21 protein-coding genes are annotated in these 26,448 nt (G+C 64.1%); 9 read left to right on the forward strand and 12 right to left on the reverse strand.

What is annotated here, in order from left to right:
* Positions 1–13: 13 nt before the first annotated feature.
* Genes QUV11_RS04875 through QUV11_RS04890 form a run of 4 tightly spaced genes read right to left on the reverse strand, consistent with a single transcriptional unit; the run spans position 14 to position 3,750 of the window.
* Entirely contained in the window at positions 14–1,375 is a 1,362-nt protein-coding gene (locus tag QUV11_RS04875) for an NAD(P)/FAD-dependent oxidoreductase (RefSeq protein ID WP_300880840.1), read from the reverse strand.
* The gene (locus QUV11_RS04880; protein ID WP_300880841.1) at positions 1,368–1,652 is read right to left on the reverse strand and encodes a (2Fe-2S)-binding protein; all 285 of its coding nucleotides are present in this window, start codon (positions 1,650–1,652) and stop codon (positions 1,368–1,370) included. The genes QUV11_RS04875 and QUV11_RS04880 overlap by 8 nt, the downstream gene beginning before the upstream one ends.
* The gene (locus QUV11_RS04885) at positions 1,649–2,824 is read right to left on the reverse strand and encodes an FAD-binding oxidoreductase (RefSeq protein ID WP_300880842.1); all 1,176 of its coding nucleotides are present in this window, start codon (positions 2,822–2,824) and stop codon (positions 1,649–1,651) included. The genes QUV11_RS04880 and QUV11_RS04885 overlap by 4 nt, the downstream gene beginning before the upstream one ends.
* Before the next feature lie 5 nt (positions 2,825–2,829).
* A complete protein-coding gene (locus QUV11_RS04890) occupies positions 2,830–3,750 on the reverse strand; it encodes a dihydrodipicolinate synthase family protein (protein WP_300880843.1) in 921 nt (306 codons plus the stop codon).
* Positions 3,751–3,907: 157 nt separating this feature from the next.
* On the opposite strand from QUV11_RS04890, the gene QUV11_RS04895 reads away from it, so the two are divergent.
* Positions 3,908–4,804: a LysR family transcriptional regulator gene (locus QUV11_RS04895; protein ID WP_300880845.1), complete on the forward strand. Its 897-nt coding sequence runs from the start codon at positions 3,908–3,910 to the stop codon at positions 4,802–4,804.
* 15 nt (positions 4,805–4,819) lie between these two features.
* Here the strand turns inward: QUV11_RS04895 and QUV11_RS04900 are convergent, their stop codons facing one another.
* From QUV11_RS04900 to QUV11_RS04910, 3 genes are read right to left on the reverse strand one after another with little or no spacing between them, the layout of a single operon-like run.
* Entirely contained in the window at positions 4,820–6,274 is a 1,455-nt protein-coding gene (locus QUV11_RS04900; RefSeq protein WP_300880846.1) for a sodium:solute symporter, read from the reverse strand.
* Positions 6,271–6,528, reverse strand: coding sequence for a DUF3311 domain-containing protein (locus tag QUV11_RS04905; RefSeq protein WP_300880847.1), 258 nt, complete (start codon positions 6,526–6,528; stop codon positions 6,271–6,273). The genes QUV11_RS04900 and QUV11_RS04905 overlap by 4 nt, the downstream gene beginning before the upstream one ends.
* Positions 6,529–6,530: 2 nt before the next feature.
* Positions 6,531–8,336, reverse strand: a complete 1,806-nt coding sequence (locus QUV11_RS04910; RefSeq protein ID WP_300880848.1) for a DUF885 family protein — start codon at positions 8,334–8,336, stop codon at positions 6,531–6,533.
* Between the two features lie 265 nt (positions 8,337–8,601).
* Here QUV11_RS04910 and QUV11_RS04915 point away from each other — a divergent pair, with 265 nt between their 5' ends.
* The 8 genes from QUV11_RS04915 (at position 8,602) to QUV11_RS04950 (ending at position 18,750) form a co-directional block, all read left to right on the forward strand.
* Positions 8,602–9,906 carry an amidohydrolase family protein gene (locus QUV11_RS04915; protein WP_300880849.1) on the forward strand — a complete coding sequence of 435 codons (1,305 nt, stop codon included), beginning with the start codon at positions 8,602–8,604 and terminating at the stop codon, positions 9,904–9,906.
* A 23-nt stretch (positions 9,907–9,929) separates the two neighbouring features.
* On the forward strand, positions 9,930–11,186 hold the full coding sequence (locus QUV11_RS04920) for an amidohydrolase family protein (RefSeq protein WP_300880850.1): 1,257 nt from the start codon (positions 9,930–9,932) through the stop codon (positions 11,184–11,186).
* A gap of 265 nt (positions 11,187–11,451) precedes the next feature.
* Positions 11,452–11,937 carry a hypothetical protein gene (locus QUV11_RS04925; protein ID WP_300880851.1) on the forward strand — a complete coding sequence of 162 codons (486 nt, stop codon included), beginning with the start codon at positions 11,452–11,454 and terminating at the stop codon, positions 11,935–11,937.
* 80 nt (positions 11,938–12,017) lie between these two features.
* Positions 12,018–14,300: a TonB-dependent receptor gene (locus QUV11_RS04930; protein WP_300880852.1), complete on the forward strand. Its 2,283-nt coding sequence runs from the start codon at positions 12,018–12,020 to the stop codon at positions 14,298–14,300.
* An 83-nt stretch (positions 14,301–14,383) separates the two neighbouring features.
* Entirely contained in the window at positions 14,384–16,204 is a 1,821-nt protein-coding gene (locus QUV11_RS04935; protein ID WP_300880853.1) for a DUF885 family protein, read from the forward strand.
* A 252-nt stretch (positions 16,205–16,456) separates the two neighbouring features.
* Positions 16,457–17,674, forward strand: coding sequence for a class I SAM-dependent methyltransferase (locus tag QUV11_RS04940; RefSeq protein WP_300880854.1), 1,218 nt, complete (start codon positions 16,457–16,459; stop codon positions 17,672–17,674).
* Positions 17,671–18,030 (forward strand): hypothetical protein, encoded by a 360-nt coding sequence (locus QUV11_RS04945; protein ID WP_300880855.1) that lies wholly within the window; start codon positions 17,671–17,673, stop codon positions 18,028–18,030. The genes QUV11_RS04940 and QUV11_RS04945 overlap by 4 nt, the downstream gene beginning before the upstream one ends.
* A 42-nt stretch (positions 18,031–18,072) precedes the next feature.
* Complete coding sequence (locus QUV11_RS04950) at positions 18,073–18,750, forward strand: hypothetical protein (protein WP_300880856.1); 678 nt, start codon at positions 18,073–18,075, stop codon at positions 18,748–18,750.
* Between the two features lie 15 nt (positions 18,751–18,765).
* Here QUV11_RS04950 and QUV11_RS04955 read toward each other — a convergent pair whose 3' ends face one another.
* From QUV11_RS04955 to QUV11_RS04975, 5 genes are all read right to left on the reverse strand, one after another.
* Positions 18,766–20,508 (reverse strand): amidohydrolase family protein, encoded by a 1,743-nt coding sequence (locus QUV11_RS04955; protein WP_300880857.1) that lies wholly within the window; start codon positions 20,506–20,508, stop codon positions 18,766–18,768.
* 137 nt (positions 20,509–20,645) lie between these two features.
* Entirely contained in the window at positions 20,646–21,470 is an 825-nt protein-coding gene (rsmA, locus tag QUV11_RS04960; protein ID WP_300880858.1) for a 16S rRNA (adenine(1518)-N(6)/adenine(1519)-N(6))-dimethyltransferase RsmA, read from the reverse strand.
* 11 nt (positions 21,471–21,481) lie between these two features.
* Positions 21,482–22,477 (reverse strand): 4-hydroxythreonine-4-phosphate dehydrogenase PdxA, encoded by a 996-nt coding sequence (gene pdxA / locus QUV11_RS04965; protein WP_300880859.1) that lies wholly within the window; start codon positions 22,475–22,477, stop codon positions 21,482–21,484.
* A 25-nt stretch (positions 22,478–22,502) separates the two neighbouring features.
* The gene (locus QUV11_RS04970) at positions 22,503–23,792 is read right to left on the reverse strand and encodes a peptidylprolyl isomerase (RefSeq protein WP_300880866.1); all 1,290 of its coding nucleotides are present in this window, start codon (positions 23,790–23,792) and stop codon (positions 22,503–22,505) included.
* A 174-nt stretch (positions 23,793–23,966) separates the two neighbouring features.
* Positions 23,967–26,285 (reverse strand): LPS assembly protein LptD, encoded by a 2,319-nt coding sequence (locus tag QUV11_RS04975; protein WP_300880860.1) that lies wholly within the window; start codon positions 26,283–26,285, stop codon positions 23,967–23,969.
* Positions 26,286–26,448 lie beyond the last annotated feature (163 nt).

Below are 26,448 nucleotides of genomic sequence, written 5' to 3' on the forward strand. Positions count from 1 at the left end.
TGATAGTCCGCGATCATTGCGGCGGCAGAAGATCGGCAATCGACACCGGGCGGGCCGGAAAGCGTGGCGTGAAGCCGGTTTCGGGGACGTTGCCCGCCTTTGCCATCATCCGCAACAGGCTGGGTTCGCAGTTGCGGCCCTGGCACGCGCCCATGCCGCACCGGGTGGCAAGCTTGACAGCATTCGCCGACTGGCACACGGGGAGTTCGGCGGCAATCGTGGCCTGTTCGACATCCTCGCAGCGGCAGATGATGGTGTCGGCAGACGGTGCGGGGAAATAGGCTCTGGGATCGGCGACGGCATCAAGCAGCGCGGCAAAGGCGCGATGCTGGGCGAGGTCGCGCCGAGGCGTTCGTGCCGCATGTTCGGCAGCCTCGAGGGAGATAAGACCAAGATCGAGGGCGATGCCGATCCCGGCCAGGGCTCCGCCTGCCGCTGCGGCAGCAGCCCCGGCGACACCGGTTGTCTCGCCCGCAGCGGATACACCCGGCACCGATGTGCGCATGAAATCGTCGTGTCCACAGGCCCAGCCGCCCGCCGGACCCGAAGGCCGCATCTGCGCGCCCGCCATGCGCGGCAGCGCCGACTGGGGCACGAAGCCATAGCATAGCCCCACCGCATCGCAGTTGATCGTCCCGGCGCTGGTCTGTGCAGCCGAAACGCGGTCCGTGCCGATCAGCGCCTCGAGTGATGTGCCGAAGTGGATCGGCGTCCCCGCCCGGGCCAGCGCTCTCAGAGCTGCGGCAGTCGCCAGCAGGTCGGGCACGCGGCGCAGCGCCGCCAGCGGGTGCCGGGCAAGCGCTGCGACCATGGCGCTGCGCGGCTGCGCGAACAGCACCGCAGCAACCGATCCCCCCGCAGCGACGATCTGCGCGGCGATGATCAGTTGAAGCGGATGGGTGCCGGCGACCAGGATCCGGTTGCCGACCAGCAGCTGTTGCCCCTTGATGAACGCCTGAATGCCGCCTGCGGCATAGACGCCCGGCAGCGTCCAGCCCGGCAGCGGCACCGCAAGGTCATGGCAACCCGCAGCGATCAGAATATGCCGGGCGGTGACGGTCGTGACACCCTCCGGCCCCATCGCCATCACCGATCCGCGCTGCAAACCGATCACCGAATGACTGCCCAGCCAGTGGATATCATCCAGCGCCTGAAACCGACCGAGCAACTGCTTGAGCGGCCGGTAGCTGCGCTCCTCCAGCCAGCCACGCACAGCAAACCGGGCAGGGGGCTGGCGCAGAATCTGTCCGCCGGGCCGGGGTTGCTCGTCGATGACGACGATCGAAAGGCCGTGGCCCGACAGCGCCAGCGCGGCGGCCTGGCCGGCAGGACCCCCGCCGATGATCGCGACATCGCATTCGATCCGGTCAGCCACGGGTGGAGACCTCCATGCCGTCTGCAGCCGGGGCAAGGCAGGCCCGTATCCGGCGGCCGGTGGCGATGTCGGTCACGAGGCATTCGTAGCAGCTGCCCATATTGCACAGCAGCCCGCGAGGCTTGCCGCGCTGGTCTGTGCGGAACGCGTCGAGCCCCGCCGCCAGCATCGCGGTCGCGATTGTCTCACCCGCAAAGCACGCGACCTGCTGTCCGTCGATAACGATCGTGATCGGCTCGCCGCGCTCGACGTCCTGGGTAATCCGGTCTGCGCTCATCCCATGAATCCGTTCAAATGCTCGAACCGCGCCGGAGACAGCAGCGACAGCTCGTCGGCCTCGTCGCCGGTCATCGCATCGGCCATCAACCGAGCGAAGGTCAGGCCTAGCGTGAATGCCGACCCGCCGGCAGCGACCCAGAGCCCGGGCATGCGCGGGACCGGCCCGACGATCGGCAGCTGGTCCGACGTGATGGCGGTGACCCCGGTCCAGCTGCGGATCAGGTTGAGCCGCGTGACGCCCGGCACCACATCGCGTGCCGCCAGAAGGTTGCCGGTCAGCGATTCGGGGATCATCTGCGCCTTGGCCGAAAGGTCGAAACCGCCGTGCAGCGTCTGGGCGAGCCGCGATGGCCATCCGCCGCCGATCAGCAGATTGCCCGCGTGCGTCTGTTTGAGCGAAAGCCTGCGGCCGACATGCTGCACCAGATGCGGGATGATCGGCGGGGCGCGCTCGGTGGCGTTCATCAGCAGGGCCACCGGATAGATCGGCATATGGATGTTGATCAGCGCACAGACGTCCGCGCTCCATGCGCCTGCTGCAACCAGCAGCTGATCGGCGGACAGGGCGAGCCCGTTGCCCCGGATCACGAACCGCCCATTTTCGCGCGTGATGGCCCTGACGTGGGTGCCCGTTCGGACCTGCGCCCCTTCGCCTCGCGCCGCCTCGGCCAGCGCTGGGGTGATCGCACGCGGATCGGCATGGCCCTCGTCGGCGGAAAAGTTCGCCGCCAGGATGCCGGACGATAGATAAGGCGCCATGGCGCGAGCCTCATCGCCATCCAGCGTCCGCACCGTCAGGCCCTCGCGGCTTTCGCGCGCGGCCTTGGCCTCGAGCAACGCCACTTGCTCGGCGGTTTCGGCGACCATCAGCCCGCCGTGCATCGCGACATGCAGGTCGGTCTCCAGTTCGCGCTCGATCGTGCGCCAGTCGATGACGGCGTGGCGGCTGAGGGCAACGATCTGAGCGCCCTGTTCGGCGAGCGCATCGCCGTTTTCAAGAAAGCGGCGTTCAATCTGGAAATGCAGCGATCCGGCATTCTGCCCGGAAGCGCCGGCGTTGATATCACCGGCTTCGATCAACACCACCGAGGCACCTTTGCGGGCCAGCCGCCAGGCGGTCGCACAGCCGACCAGACCTCCACCGATGATCGCTACGTCCGCCCGTTCCATCGATCCTAGATGCGCCCGAGCGAGGCCAATGTCTCCCGGATTCGTTCGACATCCTCCGCGCACACATCGAGCAGCGGCGGACGCACATAACCGCCGGGAAGCCCTTGCACATTGAGCGCGGCCTTGAGGATGGCAGGCCCTGACCCGAACCGCCCTACCAGCTCAGGCGTGTACCAGGCATCCAGGATCATCCGGTCCTTCGCGCCGCATTCCCGGGCAGCAGCGATGTTGCCAGCCCACAGGTGATTGTAGAAATCGGCATGGATCCGTCCCAGCACGCCGCCGGCACCCATGGTGCCGTCGCCGCCACGCGCTTCGAGCAGTGCAAGCCCATGCTCGTCCATAGTGTGGCCGAAGATGCGGATGTCATCCTTGAGCGCGAAGAAGGTGTCGAGGAATTTGCGCAGGTCGCTGGTCGACTGCTTGATCGCGACAACATTGTCGAGCGCGGCGATGCGCCGCAGCAGGTCGAGCGGCATGTCGATACCCGTACCGGGCGGCCAGTTGTAGACGCAGATGGGAAGCGGCGTTCTGTCCGAAATGTCGCGATAGAAACCGAAGATCTCGTCTGGCAGCGGTCGGTAATACGGCGGCGGCGTCACCACGATCCCGTCAAAGCCGCTTTGCGCTGCGTGATTGGCCAGCTCAAGCACCCGATCTGCGGTAAAGGCGGTGCACCCGGCGAGCAACGGCAGCTTGCCGCTCAGCTGGTCGCCTGCCGCCGAAAACAGCATCTTGCATTCTTGTGGCGACATGCTGGGCCACTCGCCGGTCGTCCCCGCCACCAGCAAGCCGTGCATCCCTTCGGAGTGGAGCCATTCGAGCAGCTTGCCCAGCGCCGGCAGATCGAGATTGCGATCGGCATCGAACGGCGTGGTGATCGCCGGGATATATCCCTGCCAATCGGCGCGCGATCTCTTGGTCATCAATTCGGCTCCCCCTGATCAGGATGTACAGCATAGCATCCCGATAGGCCAAGCTGCCTTAGCGGCAAGGACATCAAAAGGCGAAATTGGTTGCGTTTACCGCAACGAGTGGCATTTAGGATTTCAGATTCGCAACGGTTCATGGGGAGCTTCCGGAATGTGGGACAATGCGCTGCACTATTTTTATGAAGCGGCAAACCTCGGATCGATGCGGCTGGCGAGCGACAAGATCGGCGTTGCGACATCATCGATCAGCCGCCAGATCGCGCAGCTGGAAAGCGAGATGGGGATCGCGCTGATCGAGCGCGGTCGGCGTTCGATCAGGCTGACCGAGGCGGGACAACTGGCGTTTGACTATCACAAGAACCAGATGGCCGATCGCGAGGCATTGCTCAACCGCATTCAAGAGCTGCGCGAGGTCAAGTCGGGGCGGATCGACCTGGCGATCGGCGAGGGGTTTTTCGGACCGTCGTTTACCGCGCTGATCGAGAGCTTTCAGCGGCGCAACCCGGGGATATCGATCACCGTGACGAGCTGCCCGAGCTCCGACATCATCCGCATGGTGCTCGACGACGAGGCGCATATCGGCATGATTCTGCACACCACCAGCGAGCCAAAGATCCGCACGCGGACGACGGTGGAGCAGCCGTTGATGGTGCTGTGCGCGCCCAACCATCCGGCTGCGGCGATGGAGGCGTTGACCATTGCGGATCTCAGCCGATTCGATCTGTGCCTGCCGCCACAGGGGTTCCGCATCCGCAGCACGCTCAACCACGCCGAAAAGCGCGCGCAGGTGTGGCTCGAGCCGCGGCTTGTCACGACTTCGATCCAGATGATGCGCGAGATCGCCAAGGCCGGGCGCGCGCTTACAGTGCTGCCGCAAATCTCCGCGCTGGCCGAGTTGGACGATGGCAGCCTGGTGGCGCGCCCATTGCTCGATGACGCGATCGAGCACAGCACGGTCAGCCTGATCCACCGGCTCGGACGTCAGCTGGAAGGCGCGCCGGCGCGCTTGATGGGAGTGCTCGAAAAGCGCCTGAAGAGCTGGAGCTGATCGCAACGACAGTCTTCAGGCGGGCTGCGGGGTGAGGGCGGGGCGCCGCGGCCATGCCAGGCACACACTGGCGGTCACCGCGGCGTTGATTGCCATCGCCACCAGGCCATGGTCCCAACCCGGCAGCAGCGCGGTCCACAGCGTTTGCGCCTGCGGCAGCAGCAAAGCGCAATAGCCGACGATGATCCCTGCGAGCACGCCCCAGGCATGCGCGCGCTTCCACAGAAAGGCGAAATATACGCCCGGCGCCAGCATGCCGATCGCGGCATACGCCGACAGCCCGATTTCGACGAGCGATCGCGATCCTCCCAGGGTCAGCCACACCGCGATGGCGGCAAACACGATCATCGACAGCCGCGACGCGAGCAGCGACGCGCGGTCGGAGAGCGTCGGCATCACCGGCAGGAGAATGTTGCGGCTGAAGATCGACCCCGCGGTCAGCAGCAGCACCGATCCCGGAACCAGTGCCAGCAGACATGCGGTCCCGGCAAAGATGCCGATCGCCCAGGGCGGATAGCGGTCCGAAACGAACTGCAGCAGCACCGCATTGGTGTCGCCGCCCTCGGGCTGGGTCCCCGCCAGCAACGCCGCCAGGCCTAGCAGGATGATGAAGAAATAGGACAGCGAGTACAGGGGCTGCCAGATCGCATTGCGCCGGATCGTCGCTTCGGTGCCCGCAGAAAAGCACAGCTGAAACAGGTGCGGCAGGATCCAGTTGCCCAGGGCGACGTTGAGCGCGGCGGTCATCAGCCAGACGGTCGAGAGCCCGGCTTCGGGCTGAAGCCCCGGCAGTCGCCCAATGCCGGGATACTGGTCCTGCGCCATGCGATAGACGTCGAGCATCGAGGCCGCGCCGACCTTCGATGCGACCGTGATGCACAGCGATATGACGATCACCACCATCAGCACGTCCTTGACGCCCGCGGCGAACGCGGCGGACCGAAGCCCCGCGAAATACACGAAGACGAGCATGACCACCGCTGCGATAACCGCCGCAGCGACCGTGGACACCTCCGGCCCCAAGGTCATCCGAACGATCAGGCTGAGCGCGACGATCTGGATCTGGACATAGACGATCAGCGCAGCGATGCCGGCGATTCCCACCACCACGCCCAGCCAGGTCGCGTTGTAATGGCTGGCGAAGAAATCGGCCTGCGTGACTAGCCCGAACTTGCGGCCTGCATTCCAGATATTGGGCATCAGCCAATAGCCGATCGTCGCCGACAGCGAGACCGAGGTCAGCGCGAGATACGCCGGCGCGCCGTGCGCCCAGGCGAAGCCCGATATGCCCAGCACTGCAAAGGTGGTGTAGATCTCACCCGCGTTCAGAAACCAGAACACCAGGACGCCGAAGCGACGCCCGCCTACCGCCCAGTCGGCCAGTGTCTTCGCCTTGGCATGCCGCCGGGCGGACAGCAGAGCGCCCGCCATCGTGCCGAGCACAACGGCCAGGGTCAGCGCCAGGATCATGCTGCGTTACCTGTATCCGACGCGTTATCATCCGGACCTTCGAATTCCGGATGCCGCCTGTCGATCGAGAAGATGAAGGCGATAACCAGCGACGTGATCACGATACCTGTCATCTGCCATACCATCGGAAACGGCAGCGAAAACGGACGCCAGGCGATATCGTTGACCAGCGGGATGCCGCCGATCTGCCAGAGGAAGGGAATGAGCAACAGCCAGCGATGGCGGCGCGATACGGCTGGGGTAGCGGCTGTCATGCTCAGGCCTTCCCGCCCCCGGCAGCGATCCACCCGCGGATCTTCGCGTCGAGAACGTCCATCGGCAGCGCCCCGGTGGCGAGCACCTGATGGTGGTAATCGCGGATGTCGAACTTGGGCCCCAGTGCCTTGGTCGCAGCGGTGCGCAACTCGCGGAACTTGAGTTCGCCGATCTTGTACGAGCAGGCCTGGCCGGGATAAGCGATATAGCGGTCGATCTCGACCACCACGTCGCGCGGCGCCATCGATGTGTTGTCGAGCATGTAATCGATCGCCTGCTGCCGTCCCCAGCGCTTGGCGTGCAGCCCGGTATCGACGACCAGCCTTACCGCGCGCAGCATTTCCATGTCGAGGTGACCGAACAGCTGCATCGGATCGGTGAACATGCCGAGCTCGGAGCCCAGCGATTCGGCATACAGCCCCCAGCCTTCGGTATAGGCGGTCGCCTGTCCGTGGCGCAGCAGCGGCGGGAGATCGGCATTTTCGGCTGCCAGAGTCAGCTGGAAATGGTGGCCCGGAATGCCTTCGTGCAGGGTCAGCGTCTCCAGTGTGGGAATCGGCCGGGTATTGAGCATCGACATGTTGAAGAACAGGATGCCCGGCGAGACACCATCGGGCGGGCCAACGCGATAGTAACCGGTGCCGCGCTGATCGCCGAGCGCGGGCAGGGGGCGGACCTCGAACGGCGCCTTGGGCCGCGCATGGAACAGACGCGGGATCGCGGGCCATATTCGCGCCTCGATGGCTTCGAACCGGGCGAGCAGTTCCTCAGGCGTCTTGCAATAATAGCGCGGGTCGGTGCGGACGTGTTCGAAGAACGCCTTGAGATCACCCTCGAAGCCGACCTTGGCGCGCACCGATTCCATTTCCGACCGGATGCGTGCGACTTCGGACAGGCCGAGCCGGTGGATGTCGTCCGCTGAGCGCGTGGTGGTGGTGTGCCGGGCGAGATCCCAGGCATACAGCGCATCGCCGTTCTTCATCGCCCAAAGCCCCGGCGCCTCGGGTGCATCGGGAAGATAGGTGTCGCGCAGATAGGTCGCCCAGCCACGATAGGCGGGATAGACCTTGCCCTCGACTGCCGCGCGAAAGGCTGCGATGATCCGGTCGCGGTCCTCGGGCGCAAATGTGTCCGGCAGCCGCGTGATCCCGCTCCAGAAAGGGCTCTGCTCGATCGGCAGCTTCAGCAGCGCATCGACCTGCGCGAGCACGTTGGTGACGATTACCTTGGGCTGCAGATAGCCCTGCGCACGCCCTTCCTGGAGGCGGCGGACAGTGCTGTCCATATACCCGACAAAGCCATCGATCCGGACCAAGGCTGCATCATAGTCCGCAGGCGTTGCGAAAGGCGCCGCGCCACTGGACAGGAAATCGGGGAACTCGATGTGCAGACCAAACGACGGGTTGAGCGGCGCCATGCGCTGGACCTCGAACAGCCCGGTCTCGAACAGGCTGAGCGTCTGCCGGGTCTGATAGTCGAACACGTCATAGGCGATGCGATCGGCTTCGGGCAGGCTCGCGCGATCGATTGCCTGAAGCTCCGCCAAGGCGGCCGCCTTGTTGGCGCGCAACGCCCTGGCATAGTCATCGCCCAGCGGATCGACGAACAGCGGGCCCTGGGTCTTGCCGGTGCGCGCCGCGCGCAAAGGGTTAAGCGCGGCATCGGCCGCTTCGCTGCGTTCGAGCAGCGCGCGCAAGGCCTGAGAGGCGGGCGCGGCTTGCGCCCGCGCGGGCAACGGGGTCAGCGCGCTGGCTGCCATCGCGCCGATCAGCGTCCGGCGTGTAAACTGGATAGACGGACTTTGCATGACGGGTCCCCATTTGCTTTTCGCTTGTTGCTGATCGTGTCGCACCGCCGCAATAATGCAAGCCGGAGAACCAAGCCTCAGAAATTCCGGCTGATTGATCCAAAAGCTCGCAAAATCGGGGAAATGTATCGATTACCGTTGTCTTTTGCGTAGGCTTATTGATGTTACGTTGCGCATAGCGCAACGAGTTTGCGCGATCTTGTGCATTGTTTTCCACAGCCATTGCATCAGGCTTGGCGCCACACACCTCTGGAGGGTCCCGAAAATGAATCGACCGCATGTTCTGGCGGCCTTAGCCGCAACTCTGGGGTTGGGCTCAGCCCCGCTTGCAGCGCAATCACCGGCCGAGACGCCTGCGATGACGGCGCTGGTCGGTGGCTCTGTGGTCGATGTCGACAGCGGAAAAACCATCGGCGACGCGGTGGTGCTGATCGAGGGCGAGAAAATCGTGCGGGTTGGACCGTCTGCCAGCATCGAGGTGCCGCCGTCGGCGAAGATCGTGCGGATGGACGGCAAGTGGCTGGTGCCGGGCCTGATGAACATGCATGTCCATTTCGGTCTGAAGCTGCCCGGCGCCGAGGGCGCCGAGCTGATGAACGAGAAGGACGGTGAACAGGCCTTGCGCATGGCCGCCAATGCGCATCGCACATTGCTTGCCGGGGTCACCACGGTGCGCCTGACCGCAGAGGACCGCGGTCTCGATTTCATGCTCAAGCGCGCGATCGGCAAGGGGCAGGCGATCGGCCCGAGGATCGAGTCCGCAGGCGAACTGATTGTTCCCACTGGTGGCCATGGCTCACTCGAGGCCGATGGGCCCGCAGAACTCAGCAAGGCGGCCCGCTTGCAGATCAAGGCCGGGGCAAGCTGGATCAAGATTGCGATCTCGGGCGGAATTTCGGACACGCATGGCGATATCTCCGCTGCGCCCATGACCGATTCAGAGCTGTCGACCATCATCGAGGTTGCCCATCGCAACGGCGTCAAGGTGACAGCGCACAACGGATCTTCCGAGGCGGCGCTGCAGGCGCTCAAGTTCGGCGTCGACTGTTTCGAGCACGGCTATCATCTCAACGACGAGGTGCTGACCGAGATGAAGAAGCAGGGCACCTGGCTGGTGCCGACGATCGTCGTCAGCCAGCCGGGCGCGTATGAATTCTATCGCAAGATCGGCTCGCCCGACTGGTATCTGGAGCGGGTGGCCTCGACCGGCAAGGACCATTGGGCGGTGCTGCAAAAGGCGATCCGCATGGGCGTCAATGTTGCGCTGGGCACCGACCAGTTTCCGTTCGAGCCCAATGGCGGCACCACCGCGACCGTGGCCGAAGCCGAATTGTACCAGAAAGCGGGCATGACGCATCTGCAGGCGCTGCAGGCGGCAACCATCCGCCCGGCGGCGATGCTGGGCGTGGACAAATCTGTCGGGCGCATCGTGGCGGGACAATATGCCGATATCATCGCTGTAGCGGCCGACCCCACGAAAGACATTTCGGCGCTGCGCACGCTCGACTTCGTGATGAAGGGCGGGGTGATCTATCGCAACGACACCGCGCCCGAGACCGTCGTCCGTTGAACCGGTCAGATATGGGGATCACCATGAAACATGCGCTGTATGCCTTCACCGCTCTGTGCGTCACCTTGGCCGGGCCTGCGTCTGCCAAAACTATCGCCCTGGTCGGCGGCAGTGTCGTCGATCTGAATGGCAAGGCGCCGGTCCGCGACGCGGTGGTGGTGATCGAGGACGAGCGCATCATCGCTATCGGGCCGCGCGCGACGACCAGCATTCCGGCCGGTGCCAAGGTCATCCCGATGGATGGCAAATGGCTGATCCCCGGGCTTATGAACATGCATGTCCATCTGGCGCTGAACCTGCCTGGGGCTTCACGCATCTACAACGAAACGCCAGATTCCATGGTGCTCCGTTCGCTGGACAATGCGCAGAAGTCGTTGCGATCGGGCGTAACCACCATCCGTCTCACCGGATCGGATGCGGGTGTCGATTTCACCCTCAAGCGCGCCATCGACGCGGGGCTGTTCGATGGCCCGAGGATACACACCGCCGGGTCCTCGATCGTCGCCACCGGCGGGCATGGCAAGACCGAGGTCAACGGCCCGGCAGAGTTCGCCCGCGCCGTCCGCGAGCAGGTCAAGGCCGGCGCGACATGGATCAAGCTCGGCATATCGGGCGGCATATCGGACACGCACGGCGATATCGGCGCGTCGCCGTTCACCGATGCCGAGCTGACGACGGCGATCGAGGTGGCGCATCGCAATGGCGTCAAGGTGACCGGTCACACCGGATCACCGATCGCATCGGAAGTCGCGATCGATGCCGGAATCGACGCGTTCGAACACGGATATTTCCTGACACCGCCGGTGCTCAGAAAAATGAAGCAGAAGGGCGTCTGGTACATTCCGACCATCGTCGTATCGCAAAGCGGGGCCAAGGAATTTTACCGCAAGATCGGCTCGCCGCCCTGGTATCTCGACCGGGTGGATTCGGTTGGCAAAGCGCATATCCAGTCGTTGCGCGATGCGATTGCCGCGGGTGTCAGCATCGCGCTGGGGACCGATCAATATCCTTGGGAGCCCAATGAAGGAACAACGGCGACGATCCGCGAGGCGGAAATCTATGTCGACGCCGGAATGAGCCCGGCCCAGGCGCTGCGCGCCGCCACCAGCGAACCGGCACGCATGCTGGGCGTCGATCACGAGGTGGGGACGCTCAAGACGGGATATTATGCCGATATCGTAGCGCTCGACGCTGATCCGATCGCCGATATCTCTGCTCTGCGGACCGTCGGCTTCGTGATGAAGGGCGGCAAAGTGATTCGCGACGATTGGCAGCGGTGATCCTGGCACGCTGTGCAGGCTGCGGTTCGGGCTGGTAGCAAGTGATTGATAAGCAACGTGCTTTGACGTCATCGGAGCGGGTCGGGTTTGCCCTGGGATCCCAACATCTTGGACCTGCGGTCCCGACGCCATGCTTAGTTTGCAGTCAGCGCAACGAAAGTGGATTTACAATGTTGTTGAAACAACGCTCCAACTGACGGACACTTCACGCAACGGCACGCATAATAGATCGCCGATCAAGCAACAAAATTACAGGGAGCCTTACGTGAAGAAAACGCTGCTCGTCGCATCCATCGTCGCTGCTTTCGGCCTCGCCACTCCGGCTATGGCCCAAGAGAAGCCAGCCACCGATGTTGTCTCCAAGATGTTCATCTGGTGGAATGAGGCGTTCAAGACGCCCGGTGCCTACACCCCTGAGAACTTCTCGAAATTCTTCACGCCGGAAGCCACGCTGGTGCTCGAAGGCCGCACGGTCATCAACGGTGTCGACCAGTGGGCGACCCATTTCCAGAATATCCAGTCCGGCGGCGGTGATGTCGAGATCGTCGTGCCGTTCAAGGACGTCTTCGAGACCAAGGACCGCGTGTACACCTACCACGTCATCCGCTCGCGCCGTGACGGCAAGACAGGCTGTTCGCTGGCTGCAGGCCACGCCGAACTCAAGGGCGGCAAAATCGCTTCGATCGTTCTGGTTAGGCACACGCTGGAGGCGGGCAAAGACCCGCTCGATGCCCAGTGCTGGACGGATTGACGCCCTAAAGCTGCGACTACGGAGAGGATTGGATCATTTGAACCGGCGGATACCACCGCCGGTGAAGAGGGGGTTTTGACATGACACACGGCACTTTTCAAACGCGCGGTATTGGCCGCTTCACCATCAGCGTCGCTGCGACAGCGATGATCGCAGGCCTGACGGCGATCCCGGCCTACGCGCAGGACGCTGAAACCGCGGTCGGCTACAGCGACATCGTCGTCACCGCGCAGCGCCGCGAGCAGAGCCTTCAGGATGTGCCGATCGCCATCACTGCGGTGAGCGCCGAAACGATCAGGGACCAGAACATCCAGAGCGTCGAAGATTATTTCGCGCTCACGCCCAATGTCAGTTTCCAGTCAAACGGATCGCGCGACCGCAAGGACCTTTCGATCCGCGGGATCTCCAACCAGCTCAATCCCTATGCCGACGTCCGCCAGTCGAGCTATGCCTTCTACGTCGACGAATTCAACGTTGCGGCAGGCACGAGCAACCCGCAGATCGTCGATCTCGAGCGCATCGAGGTGCTGCGCGGGCCGCAGGGCACGTACTTCGGCCGCAATGCCGTCGGCGGTGCGATCAACATCATCACCAAGAAGCCGGTCGACAATTTCGAAGGCGAAGTCGAAATCGGCTACAGCAGCTTTGATACCAAGCGCGCGCAGGGTGTGATCAACGTGCCCATCGTTCCTGGCGTGCTGGCGCTGCGCGCCTCGGGCCAGTACGAAAAGTCGGACGGCTATATCAAGAACATCAATGCGATCGGCGGCGGCAATGACAGCGAATACTACACCGGTCGCGTCCAGTTGCGCTTCACGCCGATCGATAATCTCACCTGGGATTTTCTCTACAATTATTCGGATGAAGAAGTCGGTATGCGCAATGGCGTTCCGACCGGCTTTGTCACGCGCACCTGGGCATCGGTCTATTATGGCCGTGCGGCCGGGCTGATCGCCGATCCCGATGGCGTCGGCTTCTTCCCGCAGAACAACAACCGTGTGAATTTCAACCGCCCGCAGAGCGTGGGCAGCAAGTTCGAATATTTCAGCACGCGAGCGGTGTGGGATTTCGGACCGGTCGAGATGACCGCCGTGGGCGGGCATCTGGTATCCGACGTATTCAACTTCGGGGATGTCGATGGCGGCAGCCGCGACTTCTTCTATGAGGACCTCAAGCTTCGCCGTAAATCGACCAGCGGCGAACTTCGCCTGCAATCGACTGGCACCCAGTTCCTCGACTGGAGCCTGGGGACATCGCTGGGCAAGGACAGCGGCGTCAGCGATCAGTCGACCTTCCATGGCGCCGACAGCCCGCTTTGCCCCGCCGCATTGGCGCGCAATTGCAACGGGCTTGAGGTCACCGGTGCCGATGGCGACAGCTCGAGCCGCTATTTCGCGATCTTCGCCCAGGGCACGCTGAACTTCTCCGAACAGTTCTCCGCCACCGCGGGCCTGCGTTATTCCTGGGAAAAGGTGACCAACGTCTCGCAGACGCGGTCCAACACCGTGATCACCGGCAACAACGACCGCGTGGCCGACTTCGAGGATTTGTCGCCCAAGGTCACGCTGACCTACAAGCCCAATTCGGACCTGATGATCTTCGCCACCGCGTCGCGCGGCTTCAAGTCGGGCGGCACGCAGACCACCAACAGCGCCGCGCTGACCAACGAGTTCGAGCCAGAAATCCTGTGGAACTATGAACTCGGCACCAAGTTCAACCTGTTCGACAACCGGCTGCGGGTCGACATCACCGCGTTCTACATGGACTGGAAGGACGTTCAGCAGACCATCCGCTTCCAGTTCATCGATCCGGCGACCGGGCTGCTGCGCGGAGTCAGCGGTATCGCCAATGCGGCGTCGGCCGAAAGCTATGGCGTCGAAGCGAGCTTCGATGCGCGGCTGACCGACAACTGGAACCTCAGCGGCAATGTCGGCTACAACAAGTCGAAATATGTCGATTATCCCGACGCGCTGATCGACGGAATCGTGATCGACGTCTCTGGCGAAGAGCTCACCAATGCGCCGCGTTGGACGCTGGGCGCGCAGACCCAGTATACCGTACCCTTGGGCGATCGCTTCGAAGGCTTTGCCCGCGCGGAATGGAGCTATCGCGCGGCGATGATCTCTAACCCGTATTACTATCTCTACCAGAATGTCGCCGGCGAACCGTTCGAGAGCCCGAGCTATCACAACGTCAATCTGCGTCTGGGGATCGAGGACGACAATATCCGCGCGGTGGTGTTCGTCGAGAACCTGTTCAAGGCCGATTTCTACGCCAACGCCTATGAGAAAGCCTTCTATAGCGGTGTTCAGGTCGAACCTTCGTTCCGCGTCTTTGGCGCAAGCCTGGGCTACAAGTTCTGACATCGCCTTGGGGACGGCTCTGGTCGCGGCCGTCCCCATCCTCTATTGCACAGCAGGACCCAACAGCATTTTGGAGCAGCACAATGATCGATCGCCGGGGCTTCATGGGAATGGCCGCGGCGGGCGGCCTGTCGGGTATGGTGCCAAGCGTCTTGCTGGCGCAGGGCCTCAGCGCCGATAGCACGCTTGAGGCGTTGCTGCAGAGGCACAGCGAGGCCTATCTGCGCCGATCGCCCGAAGAGGCCACCGGCAGCGATTTCGACATCGGCACCAACGCCGGGCTGCGCAGTCGGCTCGACGATCGCTCGATGGCCGCGCGGGCCACCGATCGCGCAGCGATCCGGGCGGCACTTGCCGATCTGGACGGCATCAATGTCGCGGCCCTGTCGCCGCGTGCCCGGCTTGACCACGCGGTCGCGCGCTACGTCTACGACACTTTGGCCGATCTGCTGGGCCGCTATGGCTATGTCGACGGCAATCTGCGCCCCAGCCCCTATGTCGTCAGCCAGATGAACGGCGCCTATTACTGGTTGCCCGATTTCATCGGCAGTCGTCATCCGATCGACACCGCAGACGATGTGGAAGCCTGGCTCAACCGTTTGTCGGCTTTTGCTGTGGCGATCACCCAGGAAAGCGAGCGTATTCGTCATGACGCAGGGATCGGCGTCATCCCGCCCGATTTCGTGCTGGTGCGGACCATCGCTCAGATCAGGGGCCTGCGCGATGTCGCGCCGGGCGAGTCTGCGCTGATCGCGCCTGCTCTCAAGCGGATTCGCGCGCAGCAACTGGGCGATGTCACCGAACGCGCGTTCGCGATCTTTCGCGATCAGATCCAGCCCGCGCTCAGCCGCCAGATCGCTGCGCTGGAGGCTCTGGCCCCGCAGGCCGACGACCGCGCCGGCGTCTGGAAGCTGCCCGATGGCGATGCCTATTACGCCGCCGCAGTGCGCGCCAACACGACCGTGGACACGTCTCCTGCCGAATTGCACCGCATCGGTCTGGAGCAATGCCGCGCGATAACCGCCGAAATCGACGGGCTGCTGCGCGCTCAGGGACTGACCAAGGGCAGCGTGATCGATCGGGTCACGGCGCTCAACACCGATGCGCGGTTCCGCGTCAGCGCCGACGATGCCGGACGCGAAAAGCTGCTGGCGCTGGCTACCGGACAGCTGGACACGATCAAGGCGCTGCTCCCCGGCGCGTTCAACGCGCAGACCATCAATCCGATCGTCGTGCGCCGGATATCGCCGACGATCGAAGCGGGTGCGCCCGGCGCTTTCTATTCGGGAGGTGGACCGGACCGTCCCGGCGTCTATTCGCTTAACCTCAAGAACCCCGGCGAACACGTCACCTGGCGCCTGCCAACGCTGACACATCATGAGGGCATTCCCGGTCACCACTATCAGGCCAGCTTGCTCGCGCATGCTCCTGCGCTGCCGCTGTTCCGCCGCATCGTTCGCTTCTCCGCCTATACCGAGGGCTGGGCGCTCTATGCGCAGCAGGTCGCCGACGAACTTGGGGTGTATGACAACGATCCGTTCGGGCGGATCGGTTATCTGCAGTCGAACCTGTTCCGCGCGGCGCGCATCGTTGTCGACACCGGGCTGCACCATCATCGCTGGACGAAGGCACAGGCTGTCGCTTGGATGGTCGAGAATGCGGGCGAGCAGGCCGAGGCGACCGATCGCGAGGTGACCCGTTATGCGGTGTATCCTGGTCAGGCCTGCAGCTTCAAGGTTGGTGCCAATGCGATCGTCGCGGCGCGCGAGACGGCCCGCGAGACGCAGGGTGCCGCGTTCGATGTGCGCGGCTTCCACGATCTGGTGCTGACCTCCGGGCCGATGCCGATGACCGTGCTGGACGCCGCCGTGCGCGACTGGAGCGGACGCGCAGCCGACAAGTAGACGTGCCAGGCGCCAAGCCGGTCCTGCCTTGAGCGCGCCTTTTTCAAGCGGCGCGGCGCGCAAAGGCACGGGTACGTGTCACTTTCTTGCTGAAAATTTGATCAGGATCAAATCCTGGGTGCAGATTTGTCCATACAACTATCGTGTCAGATCGGTCGGGCGCTGACTGTCGCCAGCGCGATCCCGACAGACTGGTGAGCCCGAAAGCCCGAGCGCGCAGCGTGACAGGCTTGTTTGGAAAGGCCCGACACGATGACGCACAACCTGCCGCCTGCCTATACGGCATTGACCCGCCACCCGATGATGCCGCGCACCCGCCACGACGAGGCTGCGAGGTTCAATTTTCTCACCCATTTCAACCGCTATATCTCGGGCACTCTGGGGCGCGGCAACGCTCTGGCCTATGAAGGCCGGGTGCTGCCGGCCTTCCGTTCCGAGCATGGCCGCGATCCCCAGCATCGTGATGAAATCCGCGATGCGATGAACCTGGATCCCTTCCACCGGACATGGTCGGCGCTCAAGCGCAACGCGATGGAAATGCGCCAGATGAACGGCCGCCAGGCGGTGCTGCGCCAGCTGGACGAGCTCGACGCGCAGGCACGCCAGTTCAACGAGCATTCCGGCCAGCTTGAGCTCGATCCGGCGATCGAGCAGCCGGACTATCAGACCTGTGTCGACATCCACTGCCAGCCCGGCGGCTATCACGGCGAGGAGCGCCCCGGAGACGTGACCGTCGGCGCGAACTATGATGTCGGGCTGTTTGCGACCACCGGCGGCGCGCTGGGTGCGCTCAACGATGGTGGCGGGCAGGCGGTGGTCGCCTGGGTTAAGGCCAACCGGCCAGGCTGGTCGCCGCGCCGTATCCTCGATATCGGCTGCACCGTCGGCCACAACGCGGTTCCGATCGCGCAGGGCTTTCCCGAGGCAGAGGTGATCGCGATCGATACCGCTGCGCCCAGCCTGCGTTACGGCGCGGCGCGGGCGGCGGGGCTGGGGGTGAGGAATATCCGCTTCGTCCAAGCCAATGGCGAGGACCTCTCACGTTTTCCCGACGGCCATTTCGACTGGGTGCAAACCACGATGTTCCTGCACGAACTGTCTGCCGCCTCGATGCCCCGCATCCTGCGCGAAGCCTATCGGGTGCTCAAGCCCGGCGGGCTGATGCTGCATGTCGAGCAGCCACAATACGGGGCGGATATGCCGCTGTTCGAACAGTTCCTGCGCGACTGGGACGCGTTCAACAACAATGAGCCATTCTGGTCGGCGATGCATGGGGTGAGCATGGAGCAGGTGATGGAGGAGGCAGGCTTCGGCAAAGCAGACCAGTTCTCCATCGGCGTGCGCGCGGTGGTTGACCCGTCGATCTTCCCGCCGTCGCCCGATGGCGCGGCCGAGGATTATGGCCGCGCTGCAATCTGGCATGCCTATGGCGCATGGAAACCTGGCCGTGAACAGGAGATGGCTGCGTGACCGAGGGACTGGACTGGATCACCCGGGCGGGCGCGCGTGCCAAAGGCCGCCGCCCGGCGTTCTTCGATCAACCGGCGGTTGATCGGCTGTACTCGCTGACGCTGGCGCTGGCAGCAGAGCTGTCCGCTACACGCGAGCGGCTCGATACCGTCGAGCGATTGCTGGAAGCCGGTGGAAGCCTGAAACGCAGCGATGTCGAGGATTATGCGCCCGATCATGCTGCCGGGCAGGCGCGCGGCGAGGATACGCGCGCCTATATCGCGCGGATCATGCGTGGTTTCCAGCAGGAGGTCGAGGCGATGGAAAATCCCGATCCGCCGATCCTGGACATTGTCCACGCGCTGTCCGCGCGCTGAGGTGCGACGGGGCCAAAACGAATTTGGGGTGGAGGAAATGACGTGATCGAAGAGGTGCTGGTGCTGCGCTGGGTGCATATCCTGGCGATGGTTTATTGGCTGGGCGGCGAATGGGGGGTGTTCCAGTCGAGCTACAACGTCACCAACCGCCATCTGTCGCTCGATGAGCGCAAACGGCATATGGAAACGGCGTATCGCATCGATATCCTGGCGCGCACCGGCATCATTCTGTTGCTGCCGCTGGGGTTGCATATGGGGCATATTTATGGGCTTCAGCCCTTCGGCGGCGGCTATCTTACCGCGATGTGGCTATTCGTCTTAGGCTGGCTGGGGCTGTGCTGGGGGGCGTTTTTCGCACGCGAAACCGATCTTGGCATCAAGCTGACCAAAGCGGATGAAGCCATCCGCTATCTGCTCATCCCGGCGATCTTCATCACCGGCATCTCCTCGCTGCTGGGCCGTGGCCCGTTCGAGGCAAGCGAGGGCGTGCGCTGGTATGCTGCCAAGCTGACGCTCTACGGCTTTACCTTGTGCATCGGCCTCGGCCTGCGCTGGATCATGCGGCGCTGGACCACGCGATTTCGCGCGCTGGCGCTGGGTCCGGATGCCGCACAGGAAGCCGCGCTGGAGCGCGAGATCGGCTATGGCCGGATGATGGCCTATGTCTACTGGATCACCATCGCGGGCATCTGCTTCCTGGGCACGGTCAAGCCGTTCTGATTGGGGGGGCGCCGCCTATTCCGCGGCGACCCTCTGCTCGACGTTCTGCGGACCGCGGATCAGCCCGCCCGGACGCGCCTTCGTCACCTCGCCGTTGCGGAAGGTGATCTCGCCCGACTTGATCGTCGCTGCATAGCCTTCCGCTTTTTGCAGCAGGCGCTTGCCGCCTGCTGGCAGGTCGAAGGCGAGCCAAGGACGGCTGAGGCGCAGCCGGGGCAGATCGATGATGTTGAGGTCGGCGAGATAGCCGGGCTTGAGCACCCCGCGATCGTTGAGGCCATAGAGCCGCGCGGTATCATGGCACTGCCGCTTGACCGCCAGCTCGACGGGGATCGTGCCTGCCTTGCGGTCGCGCGCCCAGTAGCTCAGCAGGAAGGTCGGCGCTGCGGCATCGCAGATCGTGCCGCAGTGCGCGCCGCCATCCGACAGAGACACGACCGTGTCGTCGCGCTCGAGCAGGCCCTTGATGAAATCGAGGTTGCCGTCCTGATAATTGAGGATCGGCAGATAGATGAAGCCGTTGCCGTCATCCGCCATCAGCGCGTCATAGGCATATTCCGCCGCGTCCTTGCCAGCCACATCCGCCATCAAGGCGATGCTGTCGGCGCGGGTCGGCTCGTAGGTGAAATCGTCGTGCATCGGAAACTGCAGCGCAAAGCCGGCGGTCACCAGCATGAACAATGCGGCGATATCGGGCGAGGGCGGCGGCAGGCTTTCTTCGGCGAGTAGCTGCGCCTTGAAGGCGGGATCCCTGAGCTTGGCAAGCTGCTCGTCCCATGGGAGCTCGGCGATGGCACGCCAGCTGGGACGCTGGACGAACGGGTGCACCGTACCGCGCCAGTTCATCACCACACCGGTGCCGCGCAGGGAGATCTGCGCGACGACATGGCCGCCGGTGCGGTTGGCCTCTTCGCACGCGGCCATCTGCTCGATCCAGCTCATCTGCTTCATCGGCGATTGCAGCATCGCGAAGGTTACCGGAAGCCCGGTTTCCTTCGACAACGCGGTCATCCAGTCGAACTCGTTCCACTCGGGAACGAGGTCCGAGGCCATCTCGAACACGCCATAGCCGACATTGCCCATCGCGCGTCCGATGCCGATCAGCTCTTTGGCGGTCGCGGTGGTGCCGGGAACCAGCTCGCCGTCGATCGACTTGTGCAGCACGGTGCGCGAGGACGAGAAGCCCAGAGCGCCTGCGCGCAGGCCATCCTCGACGATGCGCGACATCGCGGCGATATCGGCATCGGTCGGCTCTTCGTTGGCCGCGCCGCGTTCGCCCATCACATAGGCGCGCACCGCGCCATGCGGCACATGCGTGCCGATATCGATCGTGCGCGGAAGCTTTTCGAGCGAATCGAGATATTCGGGAAAGCTCTCCCAGTCCCAGGTCATGCCCTCGGCCAAGGCGGTTCCGGGGATGTCCTCGACGCCCTCCATGAGCCCGATCAGCCACTGATGCTTGTCGGGCGCGGCAGGCGCGAAGCCGACGCCGCAATTGCCCATCACCACCGTCGTCACGCCGTGCCAGGCCGACGGCGCCATGACGTCATCCCAGGTCGCCTGGCCGTCGTAATGGGTGTGGATATCGACGAAACCGGGGGTGACGATATGGCCGCTGGCATCGATTTCCTCGGCCGCGCTGCCGGTGACGGTGCCTATCGCCGCGATGGTATCGCCGCGGATCGCGATATCGCCGATGTAAGGCGCGCCGCCCAGCCCATCATAAATCGTGCCGCCGCGAATGATCAGATCGTACATGCTTCAAGCTCCTCGTCCGGTCTGCCGCGCCCGTGTCTGGTGCCGGGCTGCTGGCGGATTTCGGAGGATGCTAACGCACGCACCGGGAAAGGGAAGGGGGTTGTGCCGGAATCGCAGTGCTGCACGAGGCCCGCGTCTTATCCTGCGTCCATTGCCTTCGCCACCCGCACGAAGTCCTCGACGCTCAACGTCTCGGCCCGGCGTGACGCGTCGATGCCCTGAGCCTCCAGCGCAGGCAAAGCGCCCGGCAGACCCTTCAAGCTCTGCCGCAGCATCTTGCGGCGCTGGCCGAAGGCGGCCGCGGTCAGCGCTTCAAGCCGGGCAGGGGCGACGCCCTCGGGCATCGGCGCTGGGGTGAGGTGCACGATTGCCGACATGACCTTGGGGGGCGGGGTGAAGGCGCTGCGGTGCACCTTCATCGCAAGCTTTGCATGGCAGCGCCACTGGCTGAGAATGGCAAGACGGCCATAGGCATCGGCATTGGTATCCGCGACGATGCGGTCGGCAACCTCGCGCTGGAACATCAAGGTCAGCGACAGCCATTGCGGCGGCCAGCTCTTGCCGCCCAGCCAGCCGATGAACAGCGCCGTGCCGACATTGTAGGGCAGGTTGGAAACGATGTGGCACGCACCCGGCATGACCTCGGCCAGTGGCAGCTCGAGCGCGTCGCCTTCGATCACGGTCAATTGGCCGGGAAAGGCTTCGGCCAGTTCGGCGAGTGCGGGCAGGCAGCGACGGTCGCGTTCGATCGCGGTGACGTTCGCCCCCGCGCGCAGCAGCGCCCGGGTCAGCCCGCCGGGACCCGGTCCGATCTCCAGCACGTCCACGCCATCGAGGTTGCCCGGGACCGCGGCGATCCGGTCGAGCAACTGCTCGTCGAGCAGGAAATTCTGACCGAGCGCCTTGCTTGCGGCAAGCCCATGGCGCGCGATCACCTCGCGCAGCGGGGGCAATGCAGTCACCGGATTGCGCATCAGCCGTCGTAGGTCTGTCGGTGCTGCCACGCCGCGCCTGCCATCCGGATCGCGGCGATCATCGAACTGGGACTGGCGCGATTCTGGCCGGCGATATCGAAGGCGGTGCCGTGATCGGGCGAAGTGCGGACGATCGGCAGGCCCAACGTCATGTTGACCGCGTCATCGAAGTGCAGCGCCTTGACCGGGATCAGCGCCTGATCGTGATACTGGCACAAGGCGACATCGTAGCGCGCGCGGGCGGCAGCGTGGAACATGGTATCGGCCGGCAGCGGCCCGGCGACATCGAACCCGTCGGCGCGCAGCATGTCGATCGCTGGAATGATGATATCGGCCTCCTCGCGGCCCATGCTGCCTTGCTCGCCCGCGTGCGGGTTGAGCCCGGAGATGGCGAGCCGGGGCTTCTCGATCCCGAAGTTGCGCGCCATGCCCTTGGCGGCGGCGCGGGCGCGGTTGACGATCAGTTCGATCGACAGGGCTGCGGGAACATCCGCTATGCCGATATGCACCGTGATCGGAACGACGCGCAGCGATGGCCCAGCGAGCAGCATCGCGACATTCTGGCGTGCGACACCGCAGGCTTCGGCGATGAATTCGGTCTGGCCGGGAAAGTTGAACCCGACCTTCTGCAGCTGGATCTTGGAGATCGGACCGGTGACGATGCCGCGCACGGTGCCTGCGCGCGCCAGGCCGACGCCCATCTCCAGCGCCTGCAGCGCGCAGCGCGCGCCATCGAGATCGGGCTGGCCCGGCACGACCGCGCCGCTGTCGATCACCGGCAGCACCGGCAAGGCGGTGGCAAAATGTTCCAGCGCGTCCGATGGCGTATCGATGACGGCCAGAGGGCCATCCCACACGCTGGCAAAAGCACGTGGGTCGCCAATCGCAAAGAATGCGGGCAGCCCTTCAGCCTGTCGCGCTTGCCAGCTTTTCCCGATGATCTCGGGGCCGATTCCGGCAGGGTCACCGGCGGATATGGCCAGCAGCGCGTTCACGCCGGGACGATGTCCGACGATCGCATCAGTTGTACTCGATCACCGCATCCCGGCGAAGATCGCGCAGATAGATCTGTGCGCGGCGGTTGACCTTCTCTTCCTCCATGTTCGCCATCAGCTGTTCGGCGCTGGGGCCACCCTCGGCCTGCGGGTCATCGCGGCCGCACAGCACCAGCACGCGCACGCCATCCTTGACCGATCCGAAAGGCTGACTCGCCTCGCCGATCGACAACGCCAGCAGCGTATCCTGCAACGGCGCAGGCAAGTCGCGGACAGGGACCTGGTCGTTGTTGGTCACCGTGGCACCAAGCTGGGCCGCGATCTCATCGGCCGATCCGCAGCCCTTGATCGCGCGGGTGGCGCTGGCAAAGTCCGATGCGCGCCGGGTAGCCTCTGCCTCGCTGGTGCCGGCTGGAAACGCGATCGAAAGCTGCTTCAATCCGAGCAACGCATCGCGCGGGTTTGATGTCAGGATCTGGCGCTTGTCGATCAGGTACATCAGCGAAAAGCCGCCGGGAATCTCGATCGGTCCGGCGAGCTGGCCGACCTGCATGTCGCGCGCGACAGCGCCGAGCGCGGGGGGCAGCTGTGCAAGCTGCAGCCAGCCCAGATCGCCGCCGACGGCTGCGGTCGATGCTTCCGAGTACTGGCGGGCATAAGCGACGAACGATCCGCCCTGCTGCAACTGCTCGACGATGCGCGCGGCATTCTGTTCAACTTCGGCGCGGTTCTGCGAATTGGCCGAAAGATAGATTTCGCCGATCCGGAACTCTTCGGTGCCTTTTGCCGCCTTCAGCCGCTCTATGACTTCCTTCACTTCGTCTTCGGAGACGTTGATGAAGGGCGTCACGTTGCGTCCCAGGAGGCGTTGCCAGGCAAGTTCGCCGCGAATCTGACGCTTGAGCGAACGGGATGATGAGCCGATGCCCTCCAGATACTTGTCGAGTGCAGACGTTTCACGACGAAAATTCTGCGACGCGACCTGGGCATAGGTCCGCTCGACCTGATTCTCGTCAACGGTGATGTCGTTGGCGGCGGCTTCCTGGATCTGCAACGTCTCGTCGATCAGGTTGCGCAGCACCTGCAGCCTGAGACGGGCGCGTTCCTCATCGGAGACGGGCGTATCGTTGGCCGCCAGGATGAGCGCGACGCGCTGATCGATATCGGTTCCGGTGATGATCTCGCTGTTGACGATGGCGGTGGCGCGGCGGACATTGGGGTCCTGCTGGCCAAAGATCGTCAGGCCTTCGGGCACGTCGAGCGACGTTTCCGGCGGGGCGGCATCGTCGCTGACCGACTGGGCGTGTGCGGGCATGGCGAGCCCCGCAATCAGCGACAGCAACAGCGTGGATTTCGCCAGCTGACGGGTACGGATTGCGATGGTGTTCAATGCGTGCAAGCTCATGTCTTCCTGAATGGAGAAAAGCGACCCTGTGCCCCGTCCAGCGTTAACCGCGGATGAGCGGGGCGGTGAATATCCGCTTTGGGGTCAAAAGCCAAGGTTGCGCAAGGCCAGCCTGAGCAGAAAGGTATTGCCGCGCTGGGCATCGCCGACCGGGATGAAATCACGACGCCATGTCACGCCCAGTTCAAGGCAATCGTCTTCATAGGCGACGCCGAGCCGGGTGCGGATCGGTTCGAACCCGTCGGATAGCAGCCGGGGGTCTTCTTCCGCGTTGCTCAGATCGACCACCGCCGCGCCGAACACCGACCAATAGCGCGCAACCCGGACGCGCCCGGCCACGCGCAGCTCTTCGCGATCCTGCAGATCCTCGACCTCGGGTCCGATGTCCCGGTTGAGCCGCAAATAGCCGATCTGGGCGTAGGTTTGCCGACCGCCAACCGTGATATCGATTTCGTTGCGGCGTACCGCGAGGTTGTCCTTGTCGAGCCGGAAACGGTGGGTGTAGCGGATGAAGTTGCGCAGCTTCAGATCGACGCGGCCGACCACGTCCGACGTGCGGTTGCCAAGCCCGGTGCCTTCGGGAAGGAAATCGCGTTGATCGTCGAAGCGGTAGCTTTGCCCGACGACGGCGTTGAGCTGCATCCCCGGGCGCTGAAGCGACCATTCGACGCCATAAACGACGCGAACACCTTCTTCTATTCGGTCATAGCCGGGCAGGCGGTTGAGCGCGAACAGGTTGCTGTCTTCAAGCTCGATCGCCCGCGAATCCTCGTTGGGCACCTGAAGATTGCCGGTCGTGGGCGTCGCAACCACCTGCACGCGCGGACTGAGCACCTGCGTGCCGCCGAAAGCTTCGCCGACGAACGGCCAGCGCATGTCTGCGGCAACCGACCCGCTGGCGCGCGCCTGCAGCCCGGATTCGCCGCGATAGATCAGCGTATTGGTCAGCGCGTTGTCGCTGCTGTTGTAGACATCGCCGCGGGCGAGTGCGGTCAGCGTGAATTCCTGGCCCATGCCAGTCAGCCGGCGCAGATCCCAGCGGGCTTGTGCAAAGGCGCGTTGCGTATCCTGGCCTTCGGTGCGACCGATGGCGAGCGTGTTGACCTGGAACTCCACCTTGCCGCCCGCGACCTGTTCGGGCAACCGCAGCCGCCAGTCGACAACCGGCAGCGCGATCGGCACCTGGCCCTGCGGGTCGTTGACCCGCAGCGTCTGGGTGGCCCACCCGGCGAGCGAGAAATAGCTGTTGGGTCCGATCCGCTCGGCTTCGATCGTCGACCGCAACCGGTCTTCACGGCTGATGTCGTAACGGCGCAGGAAAGTTCGATCGGTGGTCGTACGAATCGAGCCGCTGACGCTCCAGGCCTCATCGAGCTGGAAACGGCCGGTGGCATCGAAATAGCCACGGAAGTCATTCTGACTGGTCGCACCGATGCCGCCGACGCCCACCGGAATGCGGGATCCTGCGGTGGCGTAGCCGGTGATCTGGTAGGCCCCCCGGTCGGTAAGCGCCCGATAGGTCGCGCTCACCATCGGAAGGGCTTCTGTAAACACCGATCCGGTGACGGTGATGTCCCGGTTGGGGGCCAGGCTGATGTAATATGGCAGGCTGACCTGCATGCCGTTGACCCGGCTGAACCGGACATCGGGCACGAGCAGGCCGCCCCCGCTGCCCTCGCCCACGGGATGACTCAGGCCCGGTATCGGAATGACCGGCAACCCGAACAGCTCAAGCCGTGCTCCCTTATAGCGCACGCGCTCGTCGGCAGGATCGTACACCACCTTGATCGCGCGCAGCTGCCAGCTCGGGTTTTTGGGCTTGCCTGTGGGCGTTTCGACAAGGCAGGCGGAATACGCGGCATTTTCCAGCGTGATCACGCCGTCATCGCGCACGCCGCGGCTGGCGACCATGCGGCCACCGGCGTCGAGCACGACCAGGATGTTCTCGATGACGCCGTCGCGGATCGTTTCGGTGAGCTCGATCGAATCGCCGTAGAGCTTGTTGCCCTCTTGGTCGGTGATCTGCACACTGCCATCGGCGCGGACTTCGCCCGACTTGCGGTCCCAGGTGACGCTGTCGGCGACCAACGACTGGTCGGCACGGATCAGCAGGACATTGCCTTTGGCAGTCACCACATCGGCATTGCTGTCATAGTCGAGCTGGTCTGCGGTGAACTCGATCACCTGCTCGTTTTCGGACGGAAGCCCGCTTGCGCCCTGCGCGGTGTCCTGATCATCGGCATAGTGCACGATATCCTGGCGATGAAAGGTCATGTTTTCGCCCAGCAGATGGCTGGTGCGCGTGCACACGCGTTGATCGGCCGCCATTGCCGGGGCCGCGTTGGCCGCCAGCAACGCCGTTCCCAGCAGCAGATAAGCGCTTTTAACCCTCAAACCGTCCATCCATCGATCCATCCGGTGGGGCTTGCGGTCGAGAATCGCCGACCGGCCGCGCGCCAGAATCGGCCCTATCGCACCGTGAACGGGCAACTGCAAACCGCTTTCGACGGTCCGTGTAACGCTGCGGCAAATGCTGGCAAACACGATGAACCTGTCCTATCGCTTG

This window comes from Blastomonas sp. (genome assembly GCF_030373265.1).
Lineage (GTDB): Bacteria > Pseudomonadota > Alphaproteobacteria > Sphingomonadales > Sphingomonadaceae > Blastomonas.

Bases quoted from the DNA above. Each gene is read 5' to 3' on its own strand.
- QUV11_RS04880 (WP_300880841.1), bottom strand. From the start codon at position 1,652: ATGAGCGCAGACCGGATTACCCAGGACGTCGAGCGCGGCGAGCCGATC.
- QUV11_RS04885 (WP_300880842.1), bottom strand. From the start codon at position 2,824: ATGGAACGGGCGGACGTAGCGATCATCGGTGGAGGTCTGGTCGGCTGT.
- QUV11_RS04890 (WP_300880843.1), bottom strand. From the start codon at position 3,750: ATGACCAAGAGATCGCGCGCCGATTGGCAGGGATATATCCCGGCGATC.
- QUV11_RS04895 (WP_300880845.1), top strand. From the start codon at position 3,908: ATGTGGGACAATGCGCTGCACTATTTTTATGAAGCGGCAAACCTCGGA.
- QUV11_RS04900 (WP_300880846.1), bottom strand. From the start codon at position 6,274: ATGATCCTGGCGCTGACCCTGGCCGTTGTGCTCGGCACGATGGCGGGC.
- QUV11_RS04905 (WP_300880847.1), bottom strand. From the start codon at position 6,528: ATGACAGCCGCTACCCCAGCCGTATCGCGCCGCCATCGCTGGCTGTTG.
- QUV11_RS04910 (WP_300880848.1), bottom strand. From the start codon at position 8,336: ATGCAAAGTCCGTCTATCCAGTTTACACGCCGGACGCTGATCGGCGCG.
- QUV11_RS04915 (WP_300880849.1), top strand. From the start codon at position 8,602: ATGAATCGACCGCATGTTCTGGCGGCCTTAGCCGCAACTCTGGGGTTG.
- QUV11_RS04920 (WP_300880850.1), top strand. From the start codon at position 9,930: ATGAAACATGCGCTGTATGCCTTCACCGCTCTGTGCGTCACCTTGGCC.
- QUV11_RS04930 (WP_300880852.1), top strand. From the start codon at position 12,018: ATGACACACGGCACTTTTCAAACGCGCGGTATTGGCCGCTTCACCATC.
- QUV11_RS04935 (WP_300880853.1), top strand. From the start codon at position 14,384: ATGATCGATCGCCGGGGCTTCATGGGAATGGCCGCGGCGGGCGGCCTG.
- QUV11_RS04940 (WP_300880854.1), top strand. From the start codon at position 16,457: ATGACGCACAACCTGCCGCCTGCCTATACGGCATTGACCCGCCACCCG.
- QUV11_RS04955 (WP_300880857.1), bottom strand. From the start codon at position 20,508: ATGTACGATCTGATCATTCGCGGCGGCACGATTTATGATGGGCTGGGC.
- QUV11_RS04970 (WP_300880866.1), bottom strand. From the start codon at position 23,792: ATGCCCGCACACGCCCAGTCGGTCAGCGACGATGCCGCCCCGCCGGAA.
- QUV11_RS04975 (WP_300880860.1), bottom strand. From the start codon at position 26,285: ATGGACGGTTTGAGGGTTAAAAGCGCTTATCTGCTGCTGGGAACGGCG.